The sequence below is a fragment of the Pseudomonas sp. 8 R 14 genome, assembly GCF_900005955.1.
GTDB classification, from domain to species: Bacteria; Pseudomonadota; Gammaproteobacteria; order Pseudomonadales; family Pseudomonadaceae; genus Aquipseudomonas; species Aquipseudomonas marginalis.
Window position 1 is genome coordinate 182,582 of the sequence record NZ_CVTH01000034.1, and the last position, 20,616, is coordinate 203,197.

At 60.7% G+C, this 20,616-nt stretch carries 20 protein-coding genes, 1 rRNA gene and 2 pseudogenes; 7 read left to right on the top strand and 16 right to left on the bottom strand.

What is annotated here, in order from left to right:
- Nucleotides 1–295 precede the first annotated feature (295 nt).
- Both BFQ01_RS05780 and BFQ01_RS33280 read left to right on the top strand, forming a co-directional pair.
- Nucleotides 296–1,009 (top strand): UTRA domain-containing protein, encoded by a 714-nt coding sequence (locus BFQ01_RS05780; protein WP_065924533.1) that lies wholly within the window; start codon nt 296–298, stop codon nt 1,007–1,009.
- A pseudogene (locus BFQ01_RS33280) lies at nt 1,006–1,125 on the top strand (outer membrane lipoprotein carrier protein LolA); the annotation flags it as partial. The gene BFQ01_RS05780 and the pseudogene BFQ01_RS33280, both read left to right, overlap by 4 nt.
- On the opposite strand, the gene BFQ01_RS05785 reads toward BFQ01_RS33280, so the two are convergent.
- The 10 genes and pseudogenes from BFQ01_RS05785 to soxR all read right to left on the bottom strand — a co-directional run.
- Nucleotides 1,118–2,041 carry a metal ABC transporter solute-binding protein, Zn/Mn family gene (locus BFQ01_RS05785; RefSeq protein WP_065924534.1) on the bottom strand — a complete coding sequence of 308 codons (924 nt, stop codon included), beginning with the start codon at nt 2,039–2,041 and terminating at the stop codon, nt 1,118–1,120. The pseudogene BFQ01_RS33280 and the gene BFQ01_RS05785 sit on opposite strands and share 8 nt — an antisense overlap.
- Nucleotides 2,041–2,940 carry a metal ABC transporter permease gene (locus BFQ01_RS05790; protein WP_027607121.1) on the bottom strand — a complete coding sequence of 300 codons (900 nt, stop codon included), beginning with the start codon at nt 2,938–2,940 and terminating at the stop codon, nt 2,041–2,043. Before BFQ01_RS05790 ends, BFQ01_RS05785 begins: the two co-directional genes overlap by 1 nt.
- On the bottom strand, nt 2,937–3,683 hold the full coding sequence (locus tag BFQ01_RS05795; RefSeq protein ID WP_027607122.1) for a metal ABC transporter ATP-binding protein: 747 nt from the start codon (nt 3,681–3,683) through the stop codon (nt 2,937–2,939). Before BFQ01_RS05795 ends, BFQ01_RS05790 begins: the two co-directional genes overlap by 4 nt.
- Complete coding sequence (locus BFQ01_RS05800; RefSeq protein WP_065924535.1) at nt 3,680–4,600, bottom strand: metal ABC transporter substrate-binding protein; 921 nt, start codon at nt 4,598–4,600, stop codon at nt 3,680–3,682. The genes BFQ01_RS05795 and BFQ01_RS05800 overlap by 4 nt, the downstream gene beginning before the upstream one ends.
- A 19-nt stretch (nt 4,601–4,619) precedes the next feature.
- Nucleotides 4,620–5,180: a DUF6162 family protein gene (locus BFQ01_RS05805; protein ID WP_065924536.1), complete on the bottom strand. Its 561-nt coding sequence runs from the start codon at nt 5,178–5,180 to the stop codon at nt 4,620–4,622.
- Nucleotides 5,177–5,500: a hypothetical protein gene (locus BFQ01_RS05810; protein WP_065924537.1), complete on the bottom strand. Its 324-nt coding sequence runs from the start codon at nt 5,498–5,500 to the stop codon at nt 5,177–5,179. Before BFQ01_RS05810 ends, BFQ01_RS05805 begins: the two co-directional genes overlap by 4 nt.
- A complete protein-coding gene (locus tag BFQ01_RS05815) occupies nt 5,497–6,036 on the bottom strand; it encodes a hypothetical protein (RefSeq protein WP_027607126.1) in 540 nt (179 codons plus the stop codon). The genes BFQ01_RS05810 and BFQ01_RS05815 overlap by 4 nt, the downstream gene beginning before the upstream one ends.
- Nucleotides 6,033–7,235, bottom strand: a complete 1,203-nt coding sequence (locus BFQ01_RS05820) for a PepSY-associated TM helix domain-containing protein (protein ID WP_065924538.1) — start codon at nt 7,233–7,235, stop codon at nt 6,033–6,035. The genes BFQ01_RS05815 and BFQ01_RS05820 overlap by 4 nt, the downstream gene beginning before the upstream one ends.
- A gap of 220 nt (nt 7,236–7,455) precedes the next feature.
- A complete protein-coding gene (locus BFQ01_RS05825) occupies nt 7,456–7,914 on the bottom strand; it encodes a VOC family protein (protein ID WP_065924539.1) in 459 nt (152 codons plus the stop codon).
- 95 nt (nt 7,915–8,009) lie between these two features.
- Nucleotides 8,010–8,444, bottom strand: a pseudogene (gene soxR, locus BFQ01_RS05830) (redox-sensitive transcriptional activator SoxR); the annotation flags it as partial.
- A gap of 99 nt (nt 8,445–8,543) precedes the next feature.
- On the opposite strand from soxR, the gene BFQ01_RS05835 reads away from it, so the two are divergent.
- Complete coding sequence (locus BFQ01_RS05835) at nt 8,544–8,909, top strand: antibiotic biosynthesis monooxygenase (protein ID WP_065924540.1); 366 nt, start codon at nt 8,544–8,546, stop codon at nt 8,907–8,909.
- Here BFQ01_RS05835 and BFQ01_RS05840 read toward each other — a convergent pair.
- Genes BFQ01_RS05840 through msuE form a run of 4 tightly spaced genes read right to left on the bottom strand, consistent with a single transcriptional unit; the run spans nt 8,898 to nt 12,969 of the window.
- Nucleotides 8,898–10,001 (bottom strand): sigma-54 interaction domain-containing protein, encoded by a 1,104-nt coding sequence (locus BFQ01_RS05840; RefSeq protein ID WP_065924541.1) that lies wholly within the window; start codon nt 9,999–10,001, stop codon nt 8,898–8,900. The two genes, BFQ01_RS05835 and BFQ01_RS05840, sit on opposite strands and share 12 nt — an antisense overlap.
- Before the next feature lie 12 nt (nt 10,002–10,013).
- Nucleotides 10,014–11,201, bottom strand: a complete 1,188-nt coding sequence (locus BFQ01_RS05845) for an acyl-CoA dehydrogenase family protein (RefSeq protein WP_065924542.1) — start codon at nt 11,199–11,201, stop codon at nt 10,014–10,016.
- Between the two features lie 55 nt (nt 11,202–11,256).
- Nucleotides 11,257–12,396 carry an FMNH2-dependent alkanesulfonate monooxygenase gene (ssuD, locus tag BFQ01_RS05850; RefSeq protein WP_065924543.1) on the bottom strand — a complete coding sequence of 380 codons (1,140 nt, stop codon included), beginning with the start codon at nt 12,394–12,396 and terminating at the stop codon, nt 11,257–11,259.
- Nucleotides 12,397–12,405: 9 nt separating this feature from the next.
- Complete coding sequence (msuE, locus tag BFQ01_RS05855) at nt 12,406–12,969, bottom strand: FMN reductase (protein ID WP_065924544.1); 564 nt, start codon at nt 12,967–12,969, stop codon at nt 12,406–12,408.
- 396 nt (nt 12,970–13,365) lie between these two features.
- Here msuE and BFQ01_RS05860 point away from each other — a divergent pair, with 396 nt between their 5' ends.
- The 3 genes from BFQ01_RS05860 to BFQ01_RS05870 all read left to right on the top strand — a co-directional run bounded on the left by BFQ01_RS05860 (nt 13,366) and on the right by BFQ01_RS05870 (nt 16,878).
- Nucleotides 13,366–13,635, top strand: a complete 270-nt coding sequence (locus BFQ01_RS05860) for a hypothetical protein (RefSeq protein WP_065924558.1) — start codon at nt 13,366–13,368, stop codon at nt 13,633–13,635.
- Nucleotides 13,636–13,869: 234 nt separating this feature from the next.
- Nucleotides 13,870–15,030 carry a cysteine desulfurase family protein gene (locus BFQ01_RS05865; RefSeq protein ID WP_065924545.1) on the top strand — a complete coding sequence of 387 codons (1,161 nt, stop codon included), beginning with the start codon at nt 13,870–13,872 and terminating at the stop codon, nt 15,028–15,030.
- A 39-nt stretch (nt 15,031–15,069) separates the two neighbouring features.
- Nucleotides 15,070–16,878, top strand: a complete 1,809-nt coding sequence (locus tag BFQ01_RS05870) for an aminopeptidase P family protein (RefSeq protein WP_065924546.1) — start codon at nt 15,070–15,072, stop codon at nt 16,876–16,878.
- A 106-nt stretch (nt 16,879–16,984) separates the two neighbouring features.
- On the opposite strand, the gene BFQ01_RS05875 is transcribed toward BFQ01_RS05870, so the two are convergent.
- Together BFQ01_RS05875 and rhtA are read right to left on the bottom strand one after the other, a co-directional pair.
- Nucleotides 16,985–17,266: a hypothetical protein gene (locus BFQ01_RS05875; RefSeq protein WP_027607138.1), complete on the bottom strand. Its 282-nt coding sequence runs from the start codon at nt 17,264–17,266 to the stop codon at nt 16,985–16,987.
- Nucleotides 17,267–17,430: 164 nt separating this feature from the next.
- Nucleotides 17,431–18,318 carry a threonine/homoserine exporter RhtA gene (gene rhtA / locus BFQ01_RS05880; RefSeq protein ID WP_027607139.1) on the bottom strand — a complete coding sequence of 296 codons (888 nt, stop codon included), beginning with the start codon at nt 18,316–18,318 and terminating at the stop codon, nt 17,431–17,433.
- A 696-nt stretch (nt 18,319–19,014) separates the two neighbouring features.
- Here rhtA and BFQ01_RS05885 point away from each other — a divergent pair.
- Nucleotides 19,015–20,551, top strand: a 16S ribosomal RNA gene (locus BFQ01_RS05885).
- The last annotated feature ends 65 nt before the right edge of the window (nt 20,552–20,616 follow it).

Consider the following 20,616-nt stretch of genomic DNA (forward strand, 5'->3'; position numbering starts at 1 on the left):
GGTCTAGGTCAGAGCAATACCTGAGCCAATCTAGACGCGATGGATGACAGTTTCATGTCGATGTCGTTTTTAAAGCCTTGATGTCGCTCGGCGAAGACTTAGCGTAGACCATGCTCAAATGCCCGCAGCGACTGGACTTGGCCGATGTATTGCAGGGTGTGGTGCAGGGACGGGACAGGGACTGTCATCTGTCGGTCATCAGGAGTGCCTAGGCTGGCAAGCAGTCGTGCAAGCCCACTTATGCAGCGGTTTGTGCACCTGAACAGTGCTGGTCTAGTCCAGATAGGTAACATTGATGCGTGATGAGGCAATCAAGGCGGTGACATCCATCGGGCTGGCGCTGCAAGAGCAGATCGACCACGGCCTGTTGCCGCCTGCAAGCAAGCTGCCCGCCGAGCGCAAGCTCAGCGAGTTGTTTGGTACCACTCGAATTACCGTGCGGGAAGCCTTGTTACAACTGGAGGCCCAAGGGCAGATTTATCGCGAGGAGCGCCGGGGCTGGTTCGTTTCGCCGCCACGCCTGGCCTACAACCTGATGCAGCGCAGCCACTTTCACGCCATGGTCAACGACCAGGGGCGGGTGGCATCCACCGAAGTGATCAGTGCGCGGCTGCAGCCGGCCTCGGCCGCGGTGTGTGCGTGGTTGCAGCTGCCGGCGTTGTCCAGGGTGATCCAGATTTGCCGGGGACGGCGGATTGACGGGCGGCTGGTGTTGTATGTGGAGCACTACCTGAACCCGCAGTATTTCCCGGGGATTCTTGAGTGCGACCTGAATCAGTCGATGACCGAGTTGTATGCACGTAAGTACGACTTGCATTACGGGCGGGTGCGCTTCGAGATCGTGCCGACCTCTTTGCCGGTGGAAGCGGCGGCGGCATTGCGCGTGTCGGTGGGCAGCCCGGGCTTGCGGATCGCCCGGGTCAATTATGACCAGCACCAGCGCTTGATCGACTGCGACCTGGAATTCTGGCGGCATGATGCGATTCATGTCGGCGTCGATGTGGTGTGATCGGGGGGCTTCCTGTAGGAGCGAGCTTGCTCGCGAAAGATGTCAACGATGACGCGGGAGACCTGGCTCCCCGCAACGCCCTCAAGTTTTTCGCGAGCAAGCTCGCTCCTACAGTGAGTGCACCGTGAGTGCCTTGATCACCTGGTCCACATTGATCTCCAGCTCCGATACCGGGTCCGCGCCGTCGACGTTCAACACCAGCAGCGTTGAACCGCCTGCCGTGATGGCGGCTTTCACTGCATCACTCGGCTGGCGATGATGCAGCACCACGGCCACGTCGTTGTCCTTCAGCTCGGCACTGAGCTTCTGTAACGCCTCAGGCGTCCAATCTGCGTCGGGCCGGGCATCGGTGCTGAGCAGTTCCAGATTCAAACTGCTGATCAGATAGGCAAAGTGATCGCTCAAACTGACCACGCTCAGGTTGTCCGCCTTGGCCAGTCGCGCCTCGCTGTCGGCGCTGAGCTTGAGCAGGCGTTGCTTGAGGGCGGCCAGGTTGGCGTCGATCTTCGCCTTGGCGCCCGGTGCCAGGCGGCTCAGGTCGGCGGCCAGGACATCGGCCATGCGCCCCAGGTTGTTGCTCGATTGCCACGGCTGGCTGTTCAAGCCATCGGCGACGCCAGGTTGCACGGCGATGCCCGGCAGGCCGCCATCCACCGGGCGTGCCGCATCGATTTCGACGATGCGGATATTGCTGCGCCGTGCCACGGGGTAGAGCGGGTCATCGGCCCACAGCGAGCGCACGCCGATGGCGGCGTCGGCGTCCTGGGCCAGGCTGTTCAGTGCCGGCGCGCCACGGCCGGTGAAGTACGACACCTGCCGCGAGCCCGGCAGGTTGGCCGGCGCGGCGCGCTCGAGCTGCACGTCGGTGCCCTTGAGCAGCACCTGCGCCAGGCCATAGGTGATCGGCAGCGAGGCCAGGACTTTGACCGGTTTGGCCGCGTGAGCAGCAGGTTTGCCCACGTCGGCCGCCATCAGCGGCGTGGTGATCAGGCAAGCGATGGCCAGGGCCAGAGGTTGAAGAACGGAGCGCATTATCCAAGGTTCCCTTTAAGGCTGGGCACGGTGCCCCGCGCGACGGCGGCAAGGGCGAAAGCGATACCGGCCATCAGGATGATCGCGGCACCGGAGGGGATGGGCAGGTCGAAGATGATCGGCAACAGGATCCCGCACAGGGTGCTGACGGTGGCGATCACCACCGAGATCCAGAAGAAGCCTTTGAGCGACTGGCTCAGCAGGCGTGCCGCTGCAGCCGGGATCACCAGCAGCGCGCCCACCAGGATGGCGCCGATGACCTTGACTGCCGCCACGGTGATCAGCGTCACCAGGATCACGAACAGGTAGTCCAGGGTCTTCACCGCCACACCACGCACCGCCGCCAATTGCGGGTTGAAGCTGGCGAGCATGATGCGGTTGTACAGCGGCAGCGCGAGGGCCATCACCAGGGCGCCGACAATCGCCAGTACCAGCAAATCGTTGCCGTTGACCGTCAGCACCGAGCCGAACAGCACGTTTTCGAGGATATGCACGTTGATCTTGCCCGCCAGGATCAGCAGCAGGCTGGCGCCCAATGCCAAGGACACCGACAGGAACACGCCGATCAAGGTATCCGGCGCCAGGCCGGTGCGGTTGCGCAAGTAGTTGAGCAGGATGCCGAACAACAGGCAGTAACCGAACAGGCTGCCATAGGGCCCGGTGTAGGGCTCACCCAGGAGGATGCCCACGGCCACGCCGGTCAGTGCGGCATGGCCGACCGCTTCGGAGAAAAACGCAAAGCGCTTGACCACCACCAGCGTGCCCAGCCCTCCCAGCACCGGGCCGATCAGCAGGCCGGCGAGCAGGGCGTTGACCACAAAACCATAGGCCAGTGCCTCCGGCAGGTAACCGGACGAGGCCCAGCCCTGGACCATCAGGCGAAACGCTTCATAACTCATGGCGCCGGGCTCCGAGGATGGGTAGAGAACAGGGTCAGCAGGCGCTCCGGGGTCAGCGCCTCTTTCGGCGTGGCGTCGAACAGCAGGCGGCGGTTCAGGCCGGTGACGCGGTCGGCCAGGCGGCCCACGGCTTCCAGGTCGTGCTCGATCCACAGCACGGTGATCCCGGCCAGGCGCCAGTCATTGAGCAGGCGTTCGAACACCTGGATACCGGCCTCATCGAGGGCCGACATCGGTTCATCCAGTACCAGCAGTTGCGGCGCCGGAATCAACCCTTGGGCCAACAACACACGCTGGCGCTCACCGCCGGACAGCGCGCCCATGCGCCGCTTGCGCTTGTCCTGCATGCCGACCCGTTCCAGCGCCTCGCCAATCGCGGCGGCGTAATGTTTGGACAAACCCAGGAACGCCGGGCGCCGCTGGCACATGGCGGCCATGAAATCGTCGACCGTCATTGGCAGGCCCCGGTCGAACTCCAGCGCCTGGGGCACATAGCCGATGGTGCCGGGCGTGCCCGGCCACTGCAGGCTCAGTTGCCCCTGATGCGGTGTTTGCCCCAGCAGGGTCTTGATCAGCGAGCTTTTGCCGCCGCCATTCGGCCCCACCAGCGCATGGATGCTGCCCGGCTGCACCTGGAAGCTCACGCCGTCGAGGATCACGGTGCGGCCCAGGGTCAGGGACACCTGGTCGAAGTCGAGGGTCGGGCCGACGCTGGCGACCTTAAGTTGCTGCGCTGCGGTCATGCCCCCGACTCCTGAATCGCCCGCACCACGGTGTTGAGGTTGCCGGTCATTTCCACTTCGTATTTTTCAGCGCTGTATTCGCCGTAGGAAATATGCGACAGCGGGTACAGCTTGACCCCGGATTCACGCTGGATGGTGTCGACGTAAGTGGACGGGAAATCCATCTCCGAGAAGATCACCTTCACGTCCAGGGCGCGCAGTTCGTCGATGGTCTTCTTCAACTGGCTGGGGCTCGGCTCGATCCCGTGGGCCGGCTCGACCACGGCCGTGACTTCCAGGCCGAACTCGCGCAGCAGGTAATCGTAGGCCGCGTGCACGGTGGCGACGCGCAGGTCCGGGTTGGGTGCGCCGGTCAACTTGGCCAGGGCATCGGCACGCATCTGCCGCAGGCGTTTGCCGTAGGCGCGGGCGTTCTGGGTGTAGGTCTTGGCGTTGTCCGGGTCGAGCTTGCCCAGCTCGCGGGCGATGTTGTTGACCTGGGCAATCGACGCACTGATCGACAGGAAGGTGTGCGGGTTGACCACCTTGCCGGCACCGCGCGCGGCGTTGCCGGTGGCCGCCAGCAGCGGCACGTTGGCGTTGGCTTCGATCACCGGAATGTCCGGGCGCTCGCTGGTGGCGATCATGCGGTCGGCGAAATCGTCATGGCCGACGCCGTTGAGCACGATCACATCCAGGGTGCCGATGCGCTTGATGTCTTCGGCACGTGGCTCGTAGGCGTGGGGGTTGAAGCCGGCCGGGATCAGTGGCACCACTTCGGCCTTGTCGCCGACGATATTGGCCACGTAGCTGTAATAAGGGTGCAGGGTGATGCCGATACGCAGGCGTTTGGCCGCCTCGGCATTCGCGAGGGGAGCGAGTATCAGGCTGAACAGGCCAACCAGAAACACGCGCAACAGGGGCGATGAAATAGACATGGGCAATCGGTCTTCTCGTTCAGTGACGGTGCTGGCGGGTGACGCCGGCGTCGAATTGCGCGACCACCTGCTGCCAGCCGGCTGCGATCAGCGCCTGGTCAGTGAGGTCGGAGGGGGCGGCCAGGTGTGTGCTGCGGTTGAGCCAGATATCCGGCTCGCTGCCCTGTACGCGCATCAGCAGTGAACCGCTGGTGGTCGGCGTCTGGCTCAGTCCCAAGTAGGCCGAGTTCCCCAACAACTGCCAGCGATGGTCGCCGCGGCTGACCGAACTGGCGTCCTGGGCAAAGGGCGCGAAGCCTTCTTCGGCCAGTTGCTCGGGGGTGGGCAGGGCGCTTTGCTCCTGCTGCAGCAAGTGGATTTCATCCAGCGTGACCCGCAGGTCGGCGTAGATGCCTTGTTCGGCGGCGCTCAGGTCGCGGCGGGCATCCAGTTGATGGCGGGGCAGCGCCGCGACTGCCTGGGTTTCACCATGCAGCGCCACCACCGTACCGGCCACCGCGAGGATGATCAGGCACAGCAGCAGCACGTAGAGGGTTTCGTGGCCGGCACCGGCGGGGCGAACAACCTGTGTCGTACTCATTGAGGCTGGATATCCGCTTGGTCGATTTCCACTACGTGACCGGGGCCTGCATCAAACAGCACGTAGAACTCGGCGGACGGCTTCTTGAAGGTCAGGGTGGAGTCCTGGCCGAGCTTGCCGGGCACCAGGATGGTTTCGTCATAGCCGATCACATCCAGGGTCACGCCGGGGGCACCGCTGCCGTCGGAGAAACCGCCTTTGCACTGGATCTGCTCGCCGGGGATTTCCTTGCATTCGCACATTGGGTTGTGGGCAAGGACGGTGGTACTGAAACCGGCGCACAGCAACAGCGCGGCGCGGGACAGGCGCTTGAACGTCATGGTTTGACTCCTTGCTTGTTCAGCCAGGCAATGGTGGCAGGCGAGGCCTGGCTCAGCGGGATGGAACCCTGGTGCATGGTGCCGTCCCAGCCTTCCATGGTGACCCACAGTTCGGCATCGACGGGGGTACGTTCCGGCACGGGCAGGCCCGCACCCATGCGGTACGGGGTGCCGAAGAAGATCACCCCGGCGGCACGCAGGCTGCGCGGCTTGCCGATGCGCAGGTAGGTGGCCTTGACCTGGTCGGCGCAGGTGGCGCAGAGGGCGGCGTTGAAGAACTTCATCGGGCCGGCCGGGTCGGGGCGCGGGCCTTCATTGCGGAATTCGGCTAGCGTGAGGCTCCAGGGTCCGACCTGTACGTCCCCGGCCACCCGCTCGCCGATGCCGGTGTCGCCGCGAAACAGCGCGGCATCGGCGAAGTACTTGGGCATGAAGCCCAGCGGTACCAGCAACAGCAGGACGTTGATGTGGAAACGCCATTTCAGCCAGAAGGCCCGCAACGGCGAAGGCGGGGTAGCGTTGGCGGACTTGCTCATGGCTTGGCCTCCGAGGTTTCAGCCTGCATGGCCGGAATGGGTGCCGGCGCACGTTGTGTCTTGGCTTCGCGCTTGAGAGCGTTGAGGGTGGCCAGGGCCGTGCGCTTGGTCCAGATCAACAGGCCGCTCAAGACCATCATGCTCAGCACCAGGCCGAAGAACGCCCAGATCAGCTTGATCCAGATGCCACCGAAGTCGCCGGTGTGCAGGGGGCGCATGGATTCGGTGACGAACTCCAGCTTGGTGCGGTCGGACAGCAGGTGCGACGAGGCGATTTCACCGTCATATGGGTTGATCTGAGCGGTCTGGAACATCAGCGGGTACCAGCCGCGCCCGCCGATTTGCAGGTGGCTGTAGGCATTGAGCGGCAGGCTCACGAAGCTCGCCTCCAGCCCCGGGATACGTTGGGTGGCGATCGCGATCGCCTCATCCACGGGAATCATCGGCGCAGGCACGCCGGGGGCTGAGGTTGGGACTTTTTCGCGGGCGATCACCGGGACGATGGGCTCGCTGGAGATGGAGATCTGGTTGTCACCCAGGATTGCCTGGATCAGGAACCAAGTGCCAGTGATGGAAATCACCGCAATAAACCAGATCGACCAGATACCGCTCAGGCGGTGGAAGTCGCCCCAGAAAATCCGCGCGCCGTGGCGGATACGCAGGGTCGGCTTGAAAAAACCTTTCCAGAAGCGCTTGTACACCACCAGGCCGGTGACCAGTGAGGCCAGCAACGGCAAGCCGAGCAGCGACACCAGGTACCAGCCCCAGCTGAAGCCATTGGTAAACGGCACCAGCCACCAGCCGTGCAGGGCGCGGGTGAACTGACGGAAGTTGAACGACGGGCTGATGCCTTGGATCGCCCCGGTGTACGGATTGACGTAGACCTCTACCGAGCGCCCGTCCGGGTAGCTGAGGTCGACACTCAGGGCAAAGTGCGATTCATCCGGACGACTGAGAGACTGCACGATGACCTGGGGTTCGGCCCGCTTGATGGCGCTGATCACCTGGTCGTAGCTCAGCGGCTCGGCATCATCCGACGGCTTGCTCGCACGGATGTCCGGATTGGCCAGCCACACGATTTCCTGGCTGACCACCGCCAGGGTGCCGGTGACGCAGACAATCAGTACAAAGAACCAGATGGGCAAGGCCAGCCAGCTATGGACGAGAAACCAGAGTTTTGAGCGTGACTTCTTCGACATGTGAAAGAGGGTCTTGATCAGGGGAGGGCGAGGGAGGCCCGGAAAAGGCCAGTCGTAGCTTTTGCTGACGCGACAGGCTGTATCTAAGTTAAGACGGATGAGAATGAGAAATCCCCAAGGTGGATATGAAAGAAAATGTTTCAGGTTCACATCCAGCGGGTTTTTACGGCGTGGGGGTATTCATGAAGTGGGGTAGGAGCCGGCGAACCGGCCCCGATGCTCAGCCTTGCTTGAACATTTCCATGGCGCGCTGACGGATCTGTTCTTCGCTGAGGTCTTCCTTGCGGGTGGCGAGGTACCAAAGGTGACCGTATGGATCCTTCACGCTGCCCGAACGGTCGCCATAGAACCGGTCCTCTGGTTCGGACACCACGCTGGCGCCCGCTGCGATGGCTTGTTTGAACTGTGCGTCTACGTCGTTCACGTACAGATGCAAGGCGACACTGGTGCTTTCAGTCGGATTGCTCAGGGACATCTGATCGCAGGGCGTGCCCAGCATGATCGCCGAATCACCAATGCGCAGCTCGGCATGGCCGACCCTGCCATCGGGCATGTCCAGGCGCATGATCTGGGTGGCGCCGAAGGCTTTTTTGTAAAACTCGATAGCCTCTGAGGCTTTGTCGATGCCCATATAGGGCGTGACACTGTGATAACCCTCGGGAATGGGTTTAACGCTCATTTCGTTCTCCTTGATTGTGGTTGTGGAGGCACGGCCTCTTCACTATAGGCCACGCCCATCAAGGGCTCCGAGGGCCCCGACGAGGGGGGGCAGCCGGGCTCCAGCAATTGCGCCCCCGGCCCGCGCCCACCGAGCTGGTCATCCGGGTTGCGCAACGGGCACGCGTCCAGCGACAAGCATCCACACCCAATACAACCGGTGAGTTTGTCCCGCAGCAGCATCAGCTTATGGATGCGCTCATCGAGGTCTTCCCGCCACAGCGCGGACAACCGCTCCCAATCCTGAGCGTTGGGCGTGCGTCCTTCCGGCAACGTCTGCAACGCCTCGCCAATCGTTGCCAGTGGAATTCCCAGGCGTTGGGCGATCTTGATCACCACCACCCGGCGCAGTACATCCCGTGGATAGCGTCGTTGATTGCCGGCATTGCGATGACTCTTGATCAGCCCCTTGGTTTCGTAGAAGTGCAGGGCCGTAACAGCTACACCGCTACGGGCTGCCAGTTGGCCGACGGTGAGCTCTTTGGTAACCATAAACACTCCAATTAAGCGCTTGACCTTGACTTAACTAGAGGTTTTACCCTGCGTGGTATCGAATCACAAGATTCTGCCTACAGAGAAAGGGGAGTGTTTATGCAGGTATCAGAGAAAAATCGCAGTTTCACTCAACTGATCGAGTTTCATATCGAACCCCAGCAACAAGTGGCGCTGGTGGCGGCCTTGTCCACCCAAAGTGAACGCCTGGCCCAGGGCCATGGCGGCTTTATCAACGCGAGTGTGCAGGTCAGCGAAGACGGGCGGCGGGTGCTCAATTACCTGCAATGGCGCTCCCGCGAGGACGGCGAAGCGGCGTTCCAATGCTTTGAGCACGGCGAGGAAGATTTCTGGACGCTGATTCGCGCCCACCAGGCCACGGCCGTGACCTTCGGTTCGTTCCAGGTACTGCGCAGTTTCGAGCGCAGCCATGACAACGCGTTGCACTGTCGCCTAAATGGATAGGTGCAGCATGCGCTCGCCCTGCACGTTTTCCCCCGGCCGGCGCTTGTTCACCGCCAACTCGCCGATCTTGATCAGGCGCGTGCGCGTGACGTTGCGGCTCAGGCCCAGCAAGTTGGCGGTGTGCACCTGGTTGTAATGGCTGAAGCGGTAGGCGGCGCGCAATAGCGCGTCTTCGACCTTTTCGTGCAGGGCGCCGGCCTGTTCTTCGAAGAGCTTTTGAAACGCGCGCTCCAGCAAGGCCTCGGCGCTGTTGTCGGTGCCGTGCTGACTGTCGTCCTGGCGCTCGATGCGCATGTTCGACAGGCGCAGGTCGTCGCGTTCGATCACGCCGTTACGGCAGATCAGCAGGGTGTGGTGAATCACGTTTTCCAGCTCGCGGATGTTGCCCGGCCAGCTGTAGCTCTTTAGCTTGTGTTCGGCCTCGCGGCTGATGGTGATCGGGCCGTAGCCCAGGCGCTGGCTGTAGGCTTCGATAAAATGCCGGGTCAGCGGCAGGATATCGCCGGGGCGCTCGCGCAGGGGGCTGAGCTCGAGGCTGACGACGTCTAGGCGATAGTAGAGGTCTTCGCGGAAATGCCCGGCGTTGATGGCCTTTTCCAGTTGCACGTTGGTGGCGGCCAGTACGCGCACATCGATCGGAATGCTCTTACGCGACCCCAGGCGCACCACTTCGCGTTCCTGTAGGACGCGCAGCAGCTTGACCTGGATGGGCATCGGCAAATCGCCGATTTCATCGAGGAACAAGGTGCCACCATCTGCCTCTTCGAACCAGCCGGCCTTGGCGCTGAGGGCGCCGGTAAACGCGCCTTTTTCATGGCCGAACAGCTCGGCTTCCACCAGGGACTCGGAGAACGCGCCGCAGTTAACCGCCACGAACGGCCGGTTGCGCCGCGCGCTGAGGTTGTGGATGTGGCGCGCCACCAGCTCTTTACCGGTACCGGTCTCGCCGATGATCAGCACGCTGGCTTCGCTGGGCGCCACTTGCTGGATATGGTCGAGCAGCGCCCTGGATTTCGGGTCTTCGAAGACCTGGGCCGTGGCGCGGATCGACGTCGCAAGGGCGGGCGAGGGCGGTAAGGTTAGAAGCTGCATGGGCACCTCTTTTTATGAGTAGAACGTCGGAATCGGCAGGGATTGGTTCAACGCCCAGTCCCCCAGTTCGTGGAGCTTGTAATCCACCGGGTCGTGCAGGGTTTGTGTGCGCAGGTTGCGCCAATGACGATCCAGGCGCAGGGATGCGTGGGTGGAGCGCGCGCCGGTGACTTCAAACAGGCGGCTGCACAGGTCCAGGCCTTGGCGGGTGGCGGCGACCTTGGCGGTCGCAATGGCAATCGCCAGTTGACCGCGTTCGTTTTCGCTGAGGTTGGGGCCTTTTGCCCATGCCTGGTCGAGCAGCTCGGCAGCGCGTTCCACCAACAGGCGCACACCCTCCAGGGCCACCCAGAATTCGCCGTAGTGATGCAGTACGTAAGGGTCCTGGCGCACGTCTTCGGTTGAGGACTTGTGCCAGGAACGGGTCTCGGTGAGCGTGTAGTTGCGCGCTTCTTCGAAGGCGCCTTCGGCGATGCCGAGGAACATATGGGTGAAGGTCAACTGGGCGATCAGCGGGCGCAGGCAGGCAAAAGGCGTGCTCAGCGGGCCCGGGTCGAGCAGCAATTCCGACTCCTCGACGCGCACCCGTTCGAAGCTGGCGCTGCCGCTGTCGGTCTGGCGCTGGCCGATATTGTTCCAGTCGTTGTGCAGGGTGATGCCGCTGCGCCCGCTGGGGATGGCGGCGATCAGCAGCTTGCCGCCGGCGCTTTCATCCACCGCCGAGGCAATCAGCATTTCCGAGTCGCTGGCGCCGGAGCAGAAGCTCTTTTTGCCGGAGAACTCGCGCCAGCCGCCGAAGTCCTTGACCACGGTGCGTGTGTCCAATGGGTTGAGGGCGTTGCCCCAGAACCAGTTTTTGCGCGCGGTCTGTTCGAACCAGGGTTGCCATTGGTCCGGCCGCGAGAACAGGCGCACGGTGGCGAGCATCAGGTGGTGGAAGCCGAAGACGTGGGCAATGGAGCTGTCGACCTTGGCGAACTCGCGCACGATGGCCAGGGTGTCACTCCAGCGGGCGCCGAGGCCGCCGTATTGGGTGGGAATGCTCAGGGCCAGCAGGCCGCTTTGGCGCAGGGCGTCACGTTCGGTCTTGGGGGTGCCACCGCGCTCGTCGCGTTCGACGGCGGTGAGGGCGAATTCGGCGGCCAGCAGTCTGGCGGTCTGCAACGGTGATGGCAGGACGCTGTGGGGTTTGGCTGTCACGGGGTTTCCTCTTTATAAGCGGGAACGACCAATGCCGCTCCCGCCGCTGCGCCGATCAGGCCTTGGCTGGCAGAACATCGTTGGCAATCATTTCGCCGAACGGGCCAGTGAGGTTGGTGATGCCGCGTCCGGCCAGGCTGGCATAGGGTTCCGGCAGCAGCGGGAACACCAGCTCGGCAAAGCGATAGGCTTCTTCCAGGTGCGGGTAGCCGGAGAAGATGAAGCTTTCGATGCCCAGGTCGCCGTATTCCTTGATGCGCTCGGCTACTTGCCGGGGGTTGCCCACCAGCGCGGTACCGGCACCGCCGCGTACCAGGCCGACACCGGCCCACAGGTTGGGGGCGATTTCCAGGTTGTCGCGGCGCCCGTCATGCAAGGCCGCCATGCGGCGCTGGCCTTCGGAATCAAAGCGCGAGAAGGATTTTTGTGCGGCGGCGATAGTTTCGTCGCTGATGTGCTCGATCAGCTTGTCGGCGGCTTTCCACGCGTCCTCTTCGGTCTCGCGCACGATCACGTGCAGACGAATGCCGAACTTCACCGTACGCCCGTGGCGGGCTGCGCGCTCACGTACATCTGCGAGTTTTTCGGCGACGGCGGCGGGCGGTTCGCCCCAGGTCAGGTACACATCCACCTGTTCGGCGGCGAGGTCGTGGGCGGCATCCGAGGAACCGCCGAAATATAACGGTGGATAAGGCTTTTGCACCGGTGGGTAAAGCGCCTTGGCGTTCTGCACTCGCAGGTGTTTGCCTTCGAAGTCCACTGATTCGCCCTGCAATACCCGGCGCCAAATTTGCAGGAATTCGTCGGAGACTTCGTAGCGTTCGCTGTGGTCGAGGAAGCTGCCGTCGCCGCGGTTCTCGTCGGGATCACCGCCGGTGACCACATTGATCAGCAGGCGACCGTTGGACAGGCGATCCAGGGTCGCCGCCATACGCGCAGAAACGGTCGGCGAGATGATACCCGGGCGAATCGCCACCAGATAACGCAGGCGCTCGGTCAGCGGCACCAGTGCCGAGGCGATGACCCAGGAGTCTTCGCACGAGCGGCCGGTAGGAATCAACACGCCGTGGTAACCCAGGCTGTCAGCCGCCTGCGCGACTTGCTTCAGATAATTGAGGGTGACCGGCCGTGCACCTTGGGTGGTGCCCAGGTAATGACCGTCGCCATGTGTTGGCAGAAACCAGAAAACATCCATGACCAATCCTTAAGCGATTTTCAGCAGAGAGGGGGAGTGCGCTGCAAACAACGGCGCTGCGCGTTCTGCCGCAAGGCGTATACGGCCCTTCAAGGGCTCACTGGTTATTTGGTAATCGGTGAAGTCGGCCTCGGTGGCGTACACCCCGATCGGCAGGGTCAGGGCCTGGAAGAAGCTGAACAGCGGACGCAGTTGGTGATCGAGAACCAGCGCGTGGCGCTCGCTGCCGCCGGTGGCTGCGAGTAATACCGGTGTGTCGATCAGGGCGTTGAGGCCAACCAGGTCAAACAGATGCTTGAGCAGGCCAGGGTAGGAACCGCGATAGACCGGTGCGGCGACGATCAGCAGGTCGGCCTGTTCGATGGCCACCAGTTGGGCTTCGACCTCGGCGGGCAACTCATCCCGTGACAGCGCACCACCGAGTGGCCGGGCAATGTCGCCCAGCTCGATCAGGGTGGTCTGGATCGGCAGCAAGGTCGTCAATTCAGCCAGTACGGCTTGGGTCAGCACGAGGGTGCGGGACGGGCGCCAGGTTCCGCCGGAGAGGGCAACGACATTCAGGGGACGGGTCATGAACAGTTCCTTTATCAACAGTGGTTCATAGCAGGTGGAGTGCAACCTGTTGAGCAAGAGCTGTACCAACGGGTGCAGGCCTTGATTGGCGTGGGTTGCAGGTTCACTGCTGAAAAATGCTGCTGTTGTCTGACTGGTGATTTGTTGAATGGCTGTTGCCTGGCAAACAGTTGCGTGGCGAACAGCGCAGGTTCTGTGCAAGTCATTTATAGAGGGATACAGTTATTCCGTAAATGAACGTATTTCAATATTTATAGACCATAAAGAAATATAGCGTTTCCTATCGAGGGTGCCTTGGTGGTCGATAGCGACTATCACGGACGGTGATTTTTCACTGCGCAACGGCGGGAGTAGCCTGTGTTCATTGACTTGAAACCTTCTTTGCAGGGCTACCCCATGAACCGATTTCTCGCTGTTTGCTTAGTGATTGTCAGCGCCGTACTCGCCGGCTGTGCGAGCCATCCATCGCCAGAATTGCGTCCCTACACGGCCGAAGAGAGCAAGCAACTGGCCCTGGAAGCGCTGAGCCGTCGTGGCTTGTCGTTTGATGAATATCAACAGCAGCGCGCCGCACTGACCGGCCAGCCACAGAAGCCCTTCGGATTTGATCGCCAGGGCGAAATGAACGCCGAGCGCAACGTGGTTTTGCATGGTCGTCCCAGTTGAGTCGGCACTGCACAGCAAAAAGCCCGAGGCTTCCCTTGAAGGAACCTCGGGCTTTTTGTTTGCCATGGCACGACTTCAGCCTGTTAAGCTGAATTTCAGGAGCGTTCCTACGCACATTTACTTAAAGTTGTCCTTCTTTAATGGCATTCGATCCGGTAAACCTGACGACCTCTGTTCCGGCCGATGCCCCTGAGACGCTGCTCTCGGGAACCTGCTCTGCGAGTCTTGACTGTCATGAATAAACGTCCGCTGTATTTCGACTACGCCGCTACCACCCCGGTGGACGAACGCGTCATCCAGGTGATGGTCGAATGTCTTGGCTTCAATGCCAATTTCGGTAACCCCGCGTCCAGTTCCCATGCGTTCGGCCAAGCGGCCCGGCAAACGGTTGAACAGGCGCGTCGCCAGGTGGCCGAGCTGGTCGGCGCACAACCTGAGCAGATCGTCTGGACCTCCGGTGCTACTGAGTCCAACAACCTCGCGATCAAGGGCGTTGCCCAGGCGCGTGGCGTGGCGGGCGGGCATATCATCACCAGCCAGATTGAACACAAGGCCACGCTGGACACCGCGCGGCAGCTTCAGGAAGCCGGTGTGGCCGTGACTTACCTGGTGCCGGACGCCGACGGATTGATCAGCGCCGAGGCCGTCAGCGAAGCATTGCGTGAGGACACCTTTCTGGTATCGCTGATGCTGGTGAATAACGAACTGGGCACCCTCAATGACATCCCCGCCATCGGCGCACGTGTGCGTGAGCATGGCGCGTTGTTGCATGTCGACGCGGCGCAGGGCGCGGGCAAGGTGGCGATCGACCTGGCGCAGTGGCCGGTGGATTTGATGTCGTTTTCCGCGCACAAGCTGTATGGCCCCAAGGGTATTGGCGCGCTGTATGTCGGACCCCGGGCGCAACAGAAAGTGTCGGCACAGATTCACGGCGGCGGTCACGAGGGTGGCTTGCGCTCCGGTACCCTGGCCACCCATCAGATTGCAGGCATGGGCGCGGCGTTCGCCCTGGCGGCGGCGTCTTTTGCGCAGGAGAAGGCTGTCATTATGACCTTGCGTCAGCGCCTGCTGGAGCAGTTGGATACGCTCGGTGGCGTGCGCCTCAATGGCAGCCCTGCGCAGCGCATTCCTCACACCCTCAGCCTTACGTTCAGCGAAGGTGAATTCAACGCTGCTGCGTTGAGCGCGGGCATCGCCTTTTCGGCGACCTCGGCGTGCAACTCCGCCAGCAATGCGCCTTCCCACGTGCTGCTTGCGTTGGGCCTTGACGCACGTTCTGCCGGCCGCACCATACGTTTGAGCCTGGGCCGGTTTACCACCGAGCAGGACATCGACCAGGCCGTGCAATTGATCAAGGCCGCACTGGCCAGCGCACCGGCGTTCTGGGCCGTCTGATTTTCACATAACAATTATTAGTGGTTAGCAGGAGACACAATGAGTACGCAGCCCTTGACCCATGGAACGGTTCCCCAGCGCCTGGCGCATACCCGCGAACTGATGCGCCGCGAGGGCATTCACGCCCTGCTGGTGCCGTCGGCTGATCCGCATTTGTCCGAATACCTGCCGGGTTACTGGCAGGGGCGCCAATGGTTGTCGGGGTTCCATGGTTCGGTAGGCACGCTGATTGTCACTGCGGATTTCGCCGGTGTCTGGGCCGATAGCCGTTACTGGGAACAGGCGACCAAGGAGCTCAAGGGCAGTGGCATTGAGTTGGTCAAGCTGCAACCGGGTCAGCCCGGGCCGCTGGAGTGGCTGGCCGAGCAGACGCCGGAAGGCGGTGTGGTGGCGGTGGACGGTGCGGTGATGGCTGTCGCGTCGGCGCGCACCTTGGGCGCCAGGCTGGCAGAGCGCGGCGCGCGCCTGCGGACCGATATCGACGTACTCGATGCAGTTTGGAAAGACCGTCCGAGCCTGCCGAGCCAGCCGATCTATCCGCATCTGCCACCGCAAGCGACCGTGAGCCGTGGCGATAAACTTGCCGCACTGCGCGCGAGTTTGAAAGAGAAGGGCGCCGACTGGCACTTCATCGCCACCCTGGATGACATCGCCTGGCTGTTCAACCTGCGCGGTGGCGATGTTTCGTTTAATCCGGTGTTTGTTTCGTTTGCGTTGATCAATCAACAACAGGCCACGTTGTTTGTGGCGCTGAGTAAAGTCGACGCTGACCTGCGTGCGGTGCTTGCGCAGGATGGTGTGACGTTGCGCGACTACAGCGACGTGGCGGATGCACTGCGTGCGGTGCCATCGGGCGCCAGCATGCAGGTTGACCCGGCCCGCGTTACTGCCGGTCTGCTGGAAAACCTGGATGCCGGCGTCAAGCTGATCGAAGGGCTGAACCCGACCACGCTGGCCAAATCCCGCAAGAGCCTGGCGGACGCGGAGCACATCCGCCGCGCCATGGAACAGGACGGCGCGGCGCTGTGTGAATTCTTCGCCTGGCTGGACAGTGCGCTCGGTCGTGAACGCATCACTGAATTGACCATCGATGAACACCTGACGGCTGCGCGCACCCGTCGCCTCGATTATGTGTCGCTGAGTTTCAATACCATCGCGGCATTCAATGCCAACGGGGCCATGCCGCATTACCACGCTACCGAAGAAGAACATGCGGTGATCGAAGGCGATGGCTTGCTGCTGATCGATTCGGGTGGCCAGTATTTGGGCGGCACTACGGATATCACGCGGATGGTGCCTATCGGTACGCCGAGTGACGAACAGAAACGTGACTGCACCCGTGTGCTGAAGGGCGTGATTGCCCTGTCCCGTGCGCATTTCCCCAAGGGGATTTTGTCGCCGCTGCTGGATTCCATTGCCCGCGCGCCGATCTGGGCTGAAGGCGTGGACTACGGCCACGGTACCGGGCACGGCGTAGGTTATTTCCTCAATGTGCATGAGGGCCCACAAGTGATTGCCTACCAGGCCGCCACTGCGCCGCAAACCGCGATGCAGCCAGGGATGATCACCTCCATCGAGCCGGGCACCTACCGCCCTGGCCGCTGGGGTGTGCGTATCGAGAACCTGGTATTGAACCGCGAGGCAGGCAAGACCGAGTTTGGTGAGTTCCTCTCGTTTGAAACCCTGACCTTGTGCCCGATCGACACCCGTTGCCTGGAGCCGTCGCTGCTCACCGCGGATGAGCGCGAGTGGTTCAATGCGTACCACGCCGAGGTGCGTGAACGCCTGAGCCCGCTGCTCAGCGGTGCTGCGTTGGCGTGGTTGCATGTGCGCACGACGGCTATTTGACCGGGTGCAAAATCAGGAGCTGCAATAATTCAGTTGCAGCGCCGCGAAGGGGCGGCGTTGTATCAGGCATGTGTATGAGCAGTCGCTGGTGACTGCTCGGAGCAGATCACTTGCAGATGACGATCATGCTGCGGCTGGTATAGCCGGCAGGGTTTAGGCCGAAGGGGTAATCCCCTGGCTCCTCGGAATTGTCACCGGACTTGGCGATAACCCGGTAGCCCTTGGCGCCACAAGAGTTGGTTGCACTGGTGTAGCACTGGTCCCAGGAAGAAGACAGGCCGGAACAGTTGATATGCAGCCCTTTTTTGCCGCGTTTTACTTCTGTCTTGGTAGTCGCGGCACAGCCAGCAATAGCCACGACCATTAACAGTATCAAAATTCGCTTCATTCCTATCCTTAATAGCCACTTCATAATGCTTGAAGCCGGCTCTACTCGCTCTCGAGTGTAGCGTTCGTGCTGTCCTTGTCGAAAAACTCCATGAATGACATTCGTTTGCAGTTTAAACATGGCCTAAATACGCAGCAAATACCAGAGCAACTTTCACTGATGACTCAATCCGCCGGAACCAGCGGCTTGGAGTCATTGCGCATCGTCAGTGTCGCGCCTACCGAGGCCATGATAATGCAACTTATGGCCAGCCATTGCGGTAGGGATAGGTGCTCCTGCAGGAAGAAAAGTCCTGAGAGTGCGCCGAAAGCAGGCTCAATGCTCATCAGTGTTCCGAAGGTGCGGGCGGGGAGGCGCGTCAGCGCTACCATCTCCAGGGTGTAGGGAAGTGCCGTTGACAGGATCGCGACACCGATGGCGACCGGAATCAATGCCGGGGTCAGTAAGGCGGTGCCGGCATGGACGATACCGATGGGCGCCACAAACAGGGCAGCGATCATTACGCCGAGGGCGGCGGTCTGGACGCCGTTGTCGTTGCCTGCTTTCTGTCCGAACAGAATGTAGAGTGCCCAGCAAGCCCCCGCCCCCAAAGCATAGGTCGCGCCGACCAGGTCGATTCCGCTGCTGGCTTCCCCCATGGGAATCAACAGGAGCAGGCCGATGATCGCCAGTGCTATCCACAGGAAGTCTACCGCTCGGCGCGACGCATAGATCGCGACGGCGAGCGGTCCGGTGAATTCCAGGGCTACGGCAATGCCCAAGGGAACGCTGCGCAAGGACATATAGAAGAGGAAATTCATGCCGCCCAAGGCCATGCCGTAAACGACCACGGTGCGCAGGGATTTTGCGGTCAGCCTGGCGCGCCATGGTCGGAGGATGAGCAACATGATTACGCTGGCGAAGATCAGGCGCAGGGTTGTGGTGCCCTGGGCGCCGACAATCGGGAACATGCTCTTGGCCAGTGAGGCTCCGGACTGGATGGAGGCCATGGCGATCAACAGCAGGCCGACAGGAAACAATGCCGAGGCCAAGCTGCGGGGGGAGGTGGTCATTGGGGCGTTCGTCCGAGGTCATAGTCGAGAATCAGGGGCCGCTATGATGCTTAATCGTTCGGCTTTGAGCAATATATTGCTCAATTCGACAGCGAGACCTTCTCTATATAGAGGGATTTGAAGGTTGGCAGGCACTTTGATAGAAAAACCAAATTAAGTGTTGACGGCAGATCCTGGAAGTCTATAATTCGCCCCACTTCCGGCGCAGTCGAAACGTAAAACTCCTTGGTAAACAAAGAGTTATGCAGAATAAGGCAGCGGATTGCTTCAGTTCATCGAGGCCCAGAAGAAGTTGGTAGGGTCGTGTTGTTTGACGCTATTAACGATTCGATCTTCTCGGTCGAAAGCGGAGAAAAAGAGGTGTTGACAGCAGCGTGTAACGCTGTAGAATTCGCCTCCCGCTGATGAGAGATCGGAAGCGCAAGTGGTTGAAGTTGTTAAGGATTCCTTGAAAACTTCTTAAAATAATCACTTGACAGCAAATGAGGCTGCTGTAGAATGCGCGCCTCGGTTGAGACGAAAGCTCTTAACCAACCGCTCTTTAACAACTGAATCAAGCAATTCGTGTGGGTGCTTGTGGAGTCAGACTGATAGTCAACAAGATTATCAGCATCACAAGTTACTCCGCGAGAAATCAAAGAATAACCAACGATTGCTGAGCCAAGTTTAGGGTTTCTTAAAAACCCAAAGATGTTTGAACTGAAGAGTTTGATCATGGCTCAGATTGAACGCTGGCGGCAGGCCTAACACATGCAAGTCGAGCGGTAGAGAGAAGCTTGCTTCTCTTGAGAGCGGCGGACGGGTGAGTAATGCCTAGGAATCTGCCTGGTAGTGGGGGATAACGTTCGGAAACGGACGCTAATACCGCATACGTCCTACGGGAGAAAGCAGGGGACCTTCGGGCCTTGCGCTATCAGATGAGCCTAGGTCGGATTAGCTAGTTGGTGGGGTAATGGCTCACCAAGGCGACGATCCGTAACTGGTCTGAGAGGATGATCAGTCACACTGGAACTGAGACACGGTCCAGACTCCTACGGGAGGCAGCAGTGGGGAATATTGGACAATGGGCGAAAGCCTGATCCAGCCATGCCGCGTGTGTGAAGAAGGTCTTCGGATTGTAAAGCACTTTAAGTTGGGAGGAAGGGCCATTACCTAATACGTGATGGTTTTGACGTTACCGACAGAATAAGCACCGGCTAACTCTGTGCCAGCAGCCGCGGTAATACAGAGGGTGCAAGCGTTAATCGGAATTACTGGGCGTAAAGCGCGCGTAGGTGGTTTGTTAAGTTGGATGTGAAATCCCCGGGCTCAACCTGGGAACTGCATTCAAAACTGACTGACTAGAGTATGGTAGAGGGTGGTGGAATTTCCTGTGTAGCGGTGAAATGCGTAGATATAGGAAGGAACACCAGTGGCGAAGGCGACCACCTGGACTGATACTGACACTGAGGTGCGAAAGCGTGGGGAGCAAACAGGATTAGATACCCTGGTAGTCCACGCCGTAAACGATGTCAACTAGCCGTTGGGAGCCTTGAGCTCTTAGTGGCGCAGCTAACGCATTAAGTTGACCGCCTGGGGAGTACGGCCGCAAGGTTAAAACTCAAATGAATTGACGGGGGCCCGCACAAGCGGTGGAGCATGTGGTTTAATTCGAAGCAACGCGAAGAACCTTACCAGGCCTTGACATCCAATGAACTTTCTAGAGATAGATTGGTGCCTTCGGGAACATTGAGACAGGTGCTGCATGGCTGTCGTCAGCTCGTGTCGTGAGATGTTGGGTTAAGTCCCGTAACGAGCGCAACCCTTGTCCTTAGTTACCAGCACGTGATGGTGGGCACTCTAAGGAGACTGCCGGTGACAAACCGGAGGAAGGTGGGGATGACGTCAAGTCATCATGGCCCTTACGGCCTGGGCTACACACGTGCTACAATGGTCGGTACAGAGGGTTGCCAAGCCGCGAGGTGGAGCTAATCCCAGAAAACCGATCGTAGTCCGGATCGCAGTCTGCAACTCGACTGCGTGAAGTCGGAATCGCTAGTAATCGCGAATCAGAATGTCGCGGTGAATACGTTCCCGGGCCTTGTACACACCGCCCGTCACACCATGGGAGTGGGTTGCACCAGAAGTAGCTAGTCTAACCTTCGGGAGGACGGTTACCACGGTGTGATTCATGACTGGGGTGAAGTCGTAACAAGGTAGCCGTAGGGGAACCTGCGGCTGGATCACCTCCTTAATCGACGACATCAGCTGCTCCATAAGTTCCCACACGAATTGCTTGATTCATTGAAGAAGACGATA

Excerpts from the sequence above, each read along its gene's own strand:
- rhtA (WP_027607139.1), bottom strand. The coding sequence starts at position 18,318 with ATGACCACCTCCCCCCGCAGCTTGGCCTCGGCATTGTTTCCTGTCGGC.
- BFQ01_RS05790 (WP_027607121.1), bottom strand. The coding sequence starts at position 2,940 with ATGAGTTATGAAGCGTTTCGCCTGATGGTCCAGGGCTGGGCCTCGTCC.
- BFQ01_RS05865 (WP_065924545.1), top strand. The coding sequence starts at position 13,870 with ATGAATAAACGTCCGCTGTATTTCGACTACGCCGCTACCACCCCGGTG.
- BFQ01_RS05820 (WP_065924538.1), bottom strand. The coding sequence starts at position 7,235 with ATGTCGAAGAAGTCACGCTCAAAACTCTGGTTTCTCGTCCATAGCTGG.
- BFQ01_RS05795 (WP_027607122.1), bottom strand. The coding sequence starts at position 3,683 with ATGACCGCAGCGCAGCAACTTAAGGTCGCCAGCGTCGGCCCGACCCTC.
- BFQ01_RS05815 (WP_027607126.1), bottom strand. The coding sequence starts at position 6,036 with ATGAGCAAGTCCGCCAACGCTACCCCGCCTTCGCCGTTGCGGGCCTTC.
- BFQ01_RS05780 (WP_065924533.1), top strand. The coding sequence starts at position 296 with ATGCGTGATGAGGCAATCAAGGCGGTGACATCCATCGGGCTGGCGCTG.
- ssuD (WP_065924543.1), bottom strand. The coding sequence starts at position 12,396 with ATGGATGTTTTCTGGTTTCTGCCAACACATGGCGACGGTCATTACCTG.
- BFQ01_RS05860 (WP_065924558.1), top strand. The coding sequence starts at position 13,366 with ATGAACCGATTTCTCGCTGTTTGCTTAGTGATTGTCAGCGCCGTACTC.
- BFQ01_RS05870 (WP_065924546.1), top strand. The coding sequence starts at position 15,070 with ATGAGTACGCAGCCCTTGACCCATGGAACGGTTCCCCAGCGCCTGGCG.
- BFQ01_RS05835 (WP_065924540.1), top strand. The coding sequence starts at position 8,544 with ATGCAGGTATCAGAGAAAAATCGCAGTTTCACTCAACTGATCGAGTTT.
- BFQ01_RS05805 (WP_065924536.1), bottom strand. The coding sequence starts at position 5,180 with ATGAGTACGACACAGGTTGTTCGCCCCGCCGGTGCCGGCCACGAAACC.
- BFQ01_RS05785 (WP_065924534.1), bottom strand. The coding sequence starts at position 2,041 with ATGCGCTCCGTTCTTCAACCTCTGGCCCTGGCCATCGCTTGCCTGATC.
- BFQ01_RS05800 (WP_065924535.1), bottom strand. The coding sequence starts at position 4,600 with ATGTCTATTTCATCGCCCCTGTTGCGCGTGTTTCTGGTTGGCCTGTTC.
- msuE (WP_065924544.1), bottom strand. The coding sequence starts at position 12,969 with ATGACCCGTCCCCTGAATGTCGTTGCCCTCTCCGGCGGAACCTGGCGC.
- BFQ01_RS05810 (WP_065924537.1), bottom strand. The coding sequence starts at position 5,500 with ATGACGTTCAAGCGCCTGTCCCGCGCCGCGCTGTTGCTGTGCGCCGGT.
- BFQ01_RS05840 (WP_065924541.1), bottom strand. The coding sequence starts at position 10,001 with ATGCAGCTTCTAACCTTACCGCCCTCGCCCGCCCTTGCGACGTCGATC.
- BFQ01_RS05825 (WP_065924539.1), bottom strand. The coding sequence starts at position 7,914 with ATGAGCGTTAAACCCATTCCCGAGGGTTATCACAGTGTCACGCCCTAT.
- BFQ01_RS05875 (WP_027607138.1), bottom strand. The coding sequence starts at position 17,266 with ATGAAGCGAATTTTGATACTGTTAATGGTCGTGGCTATTGCTGGCTGT.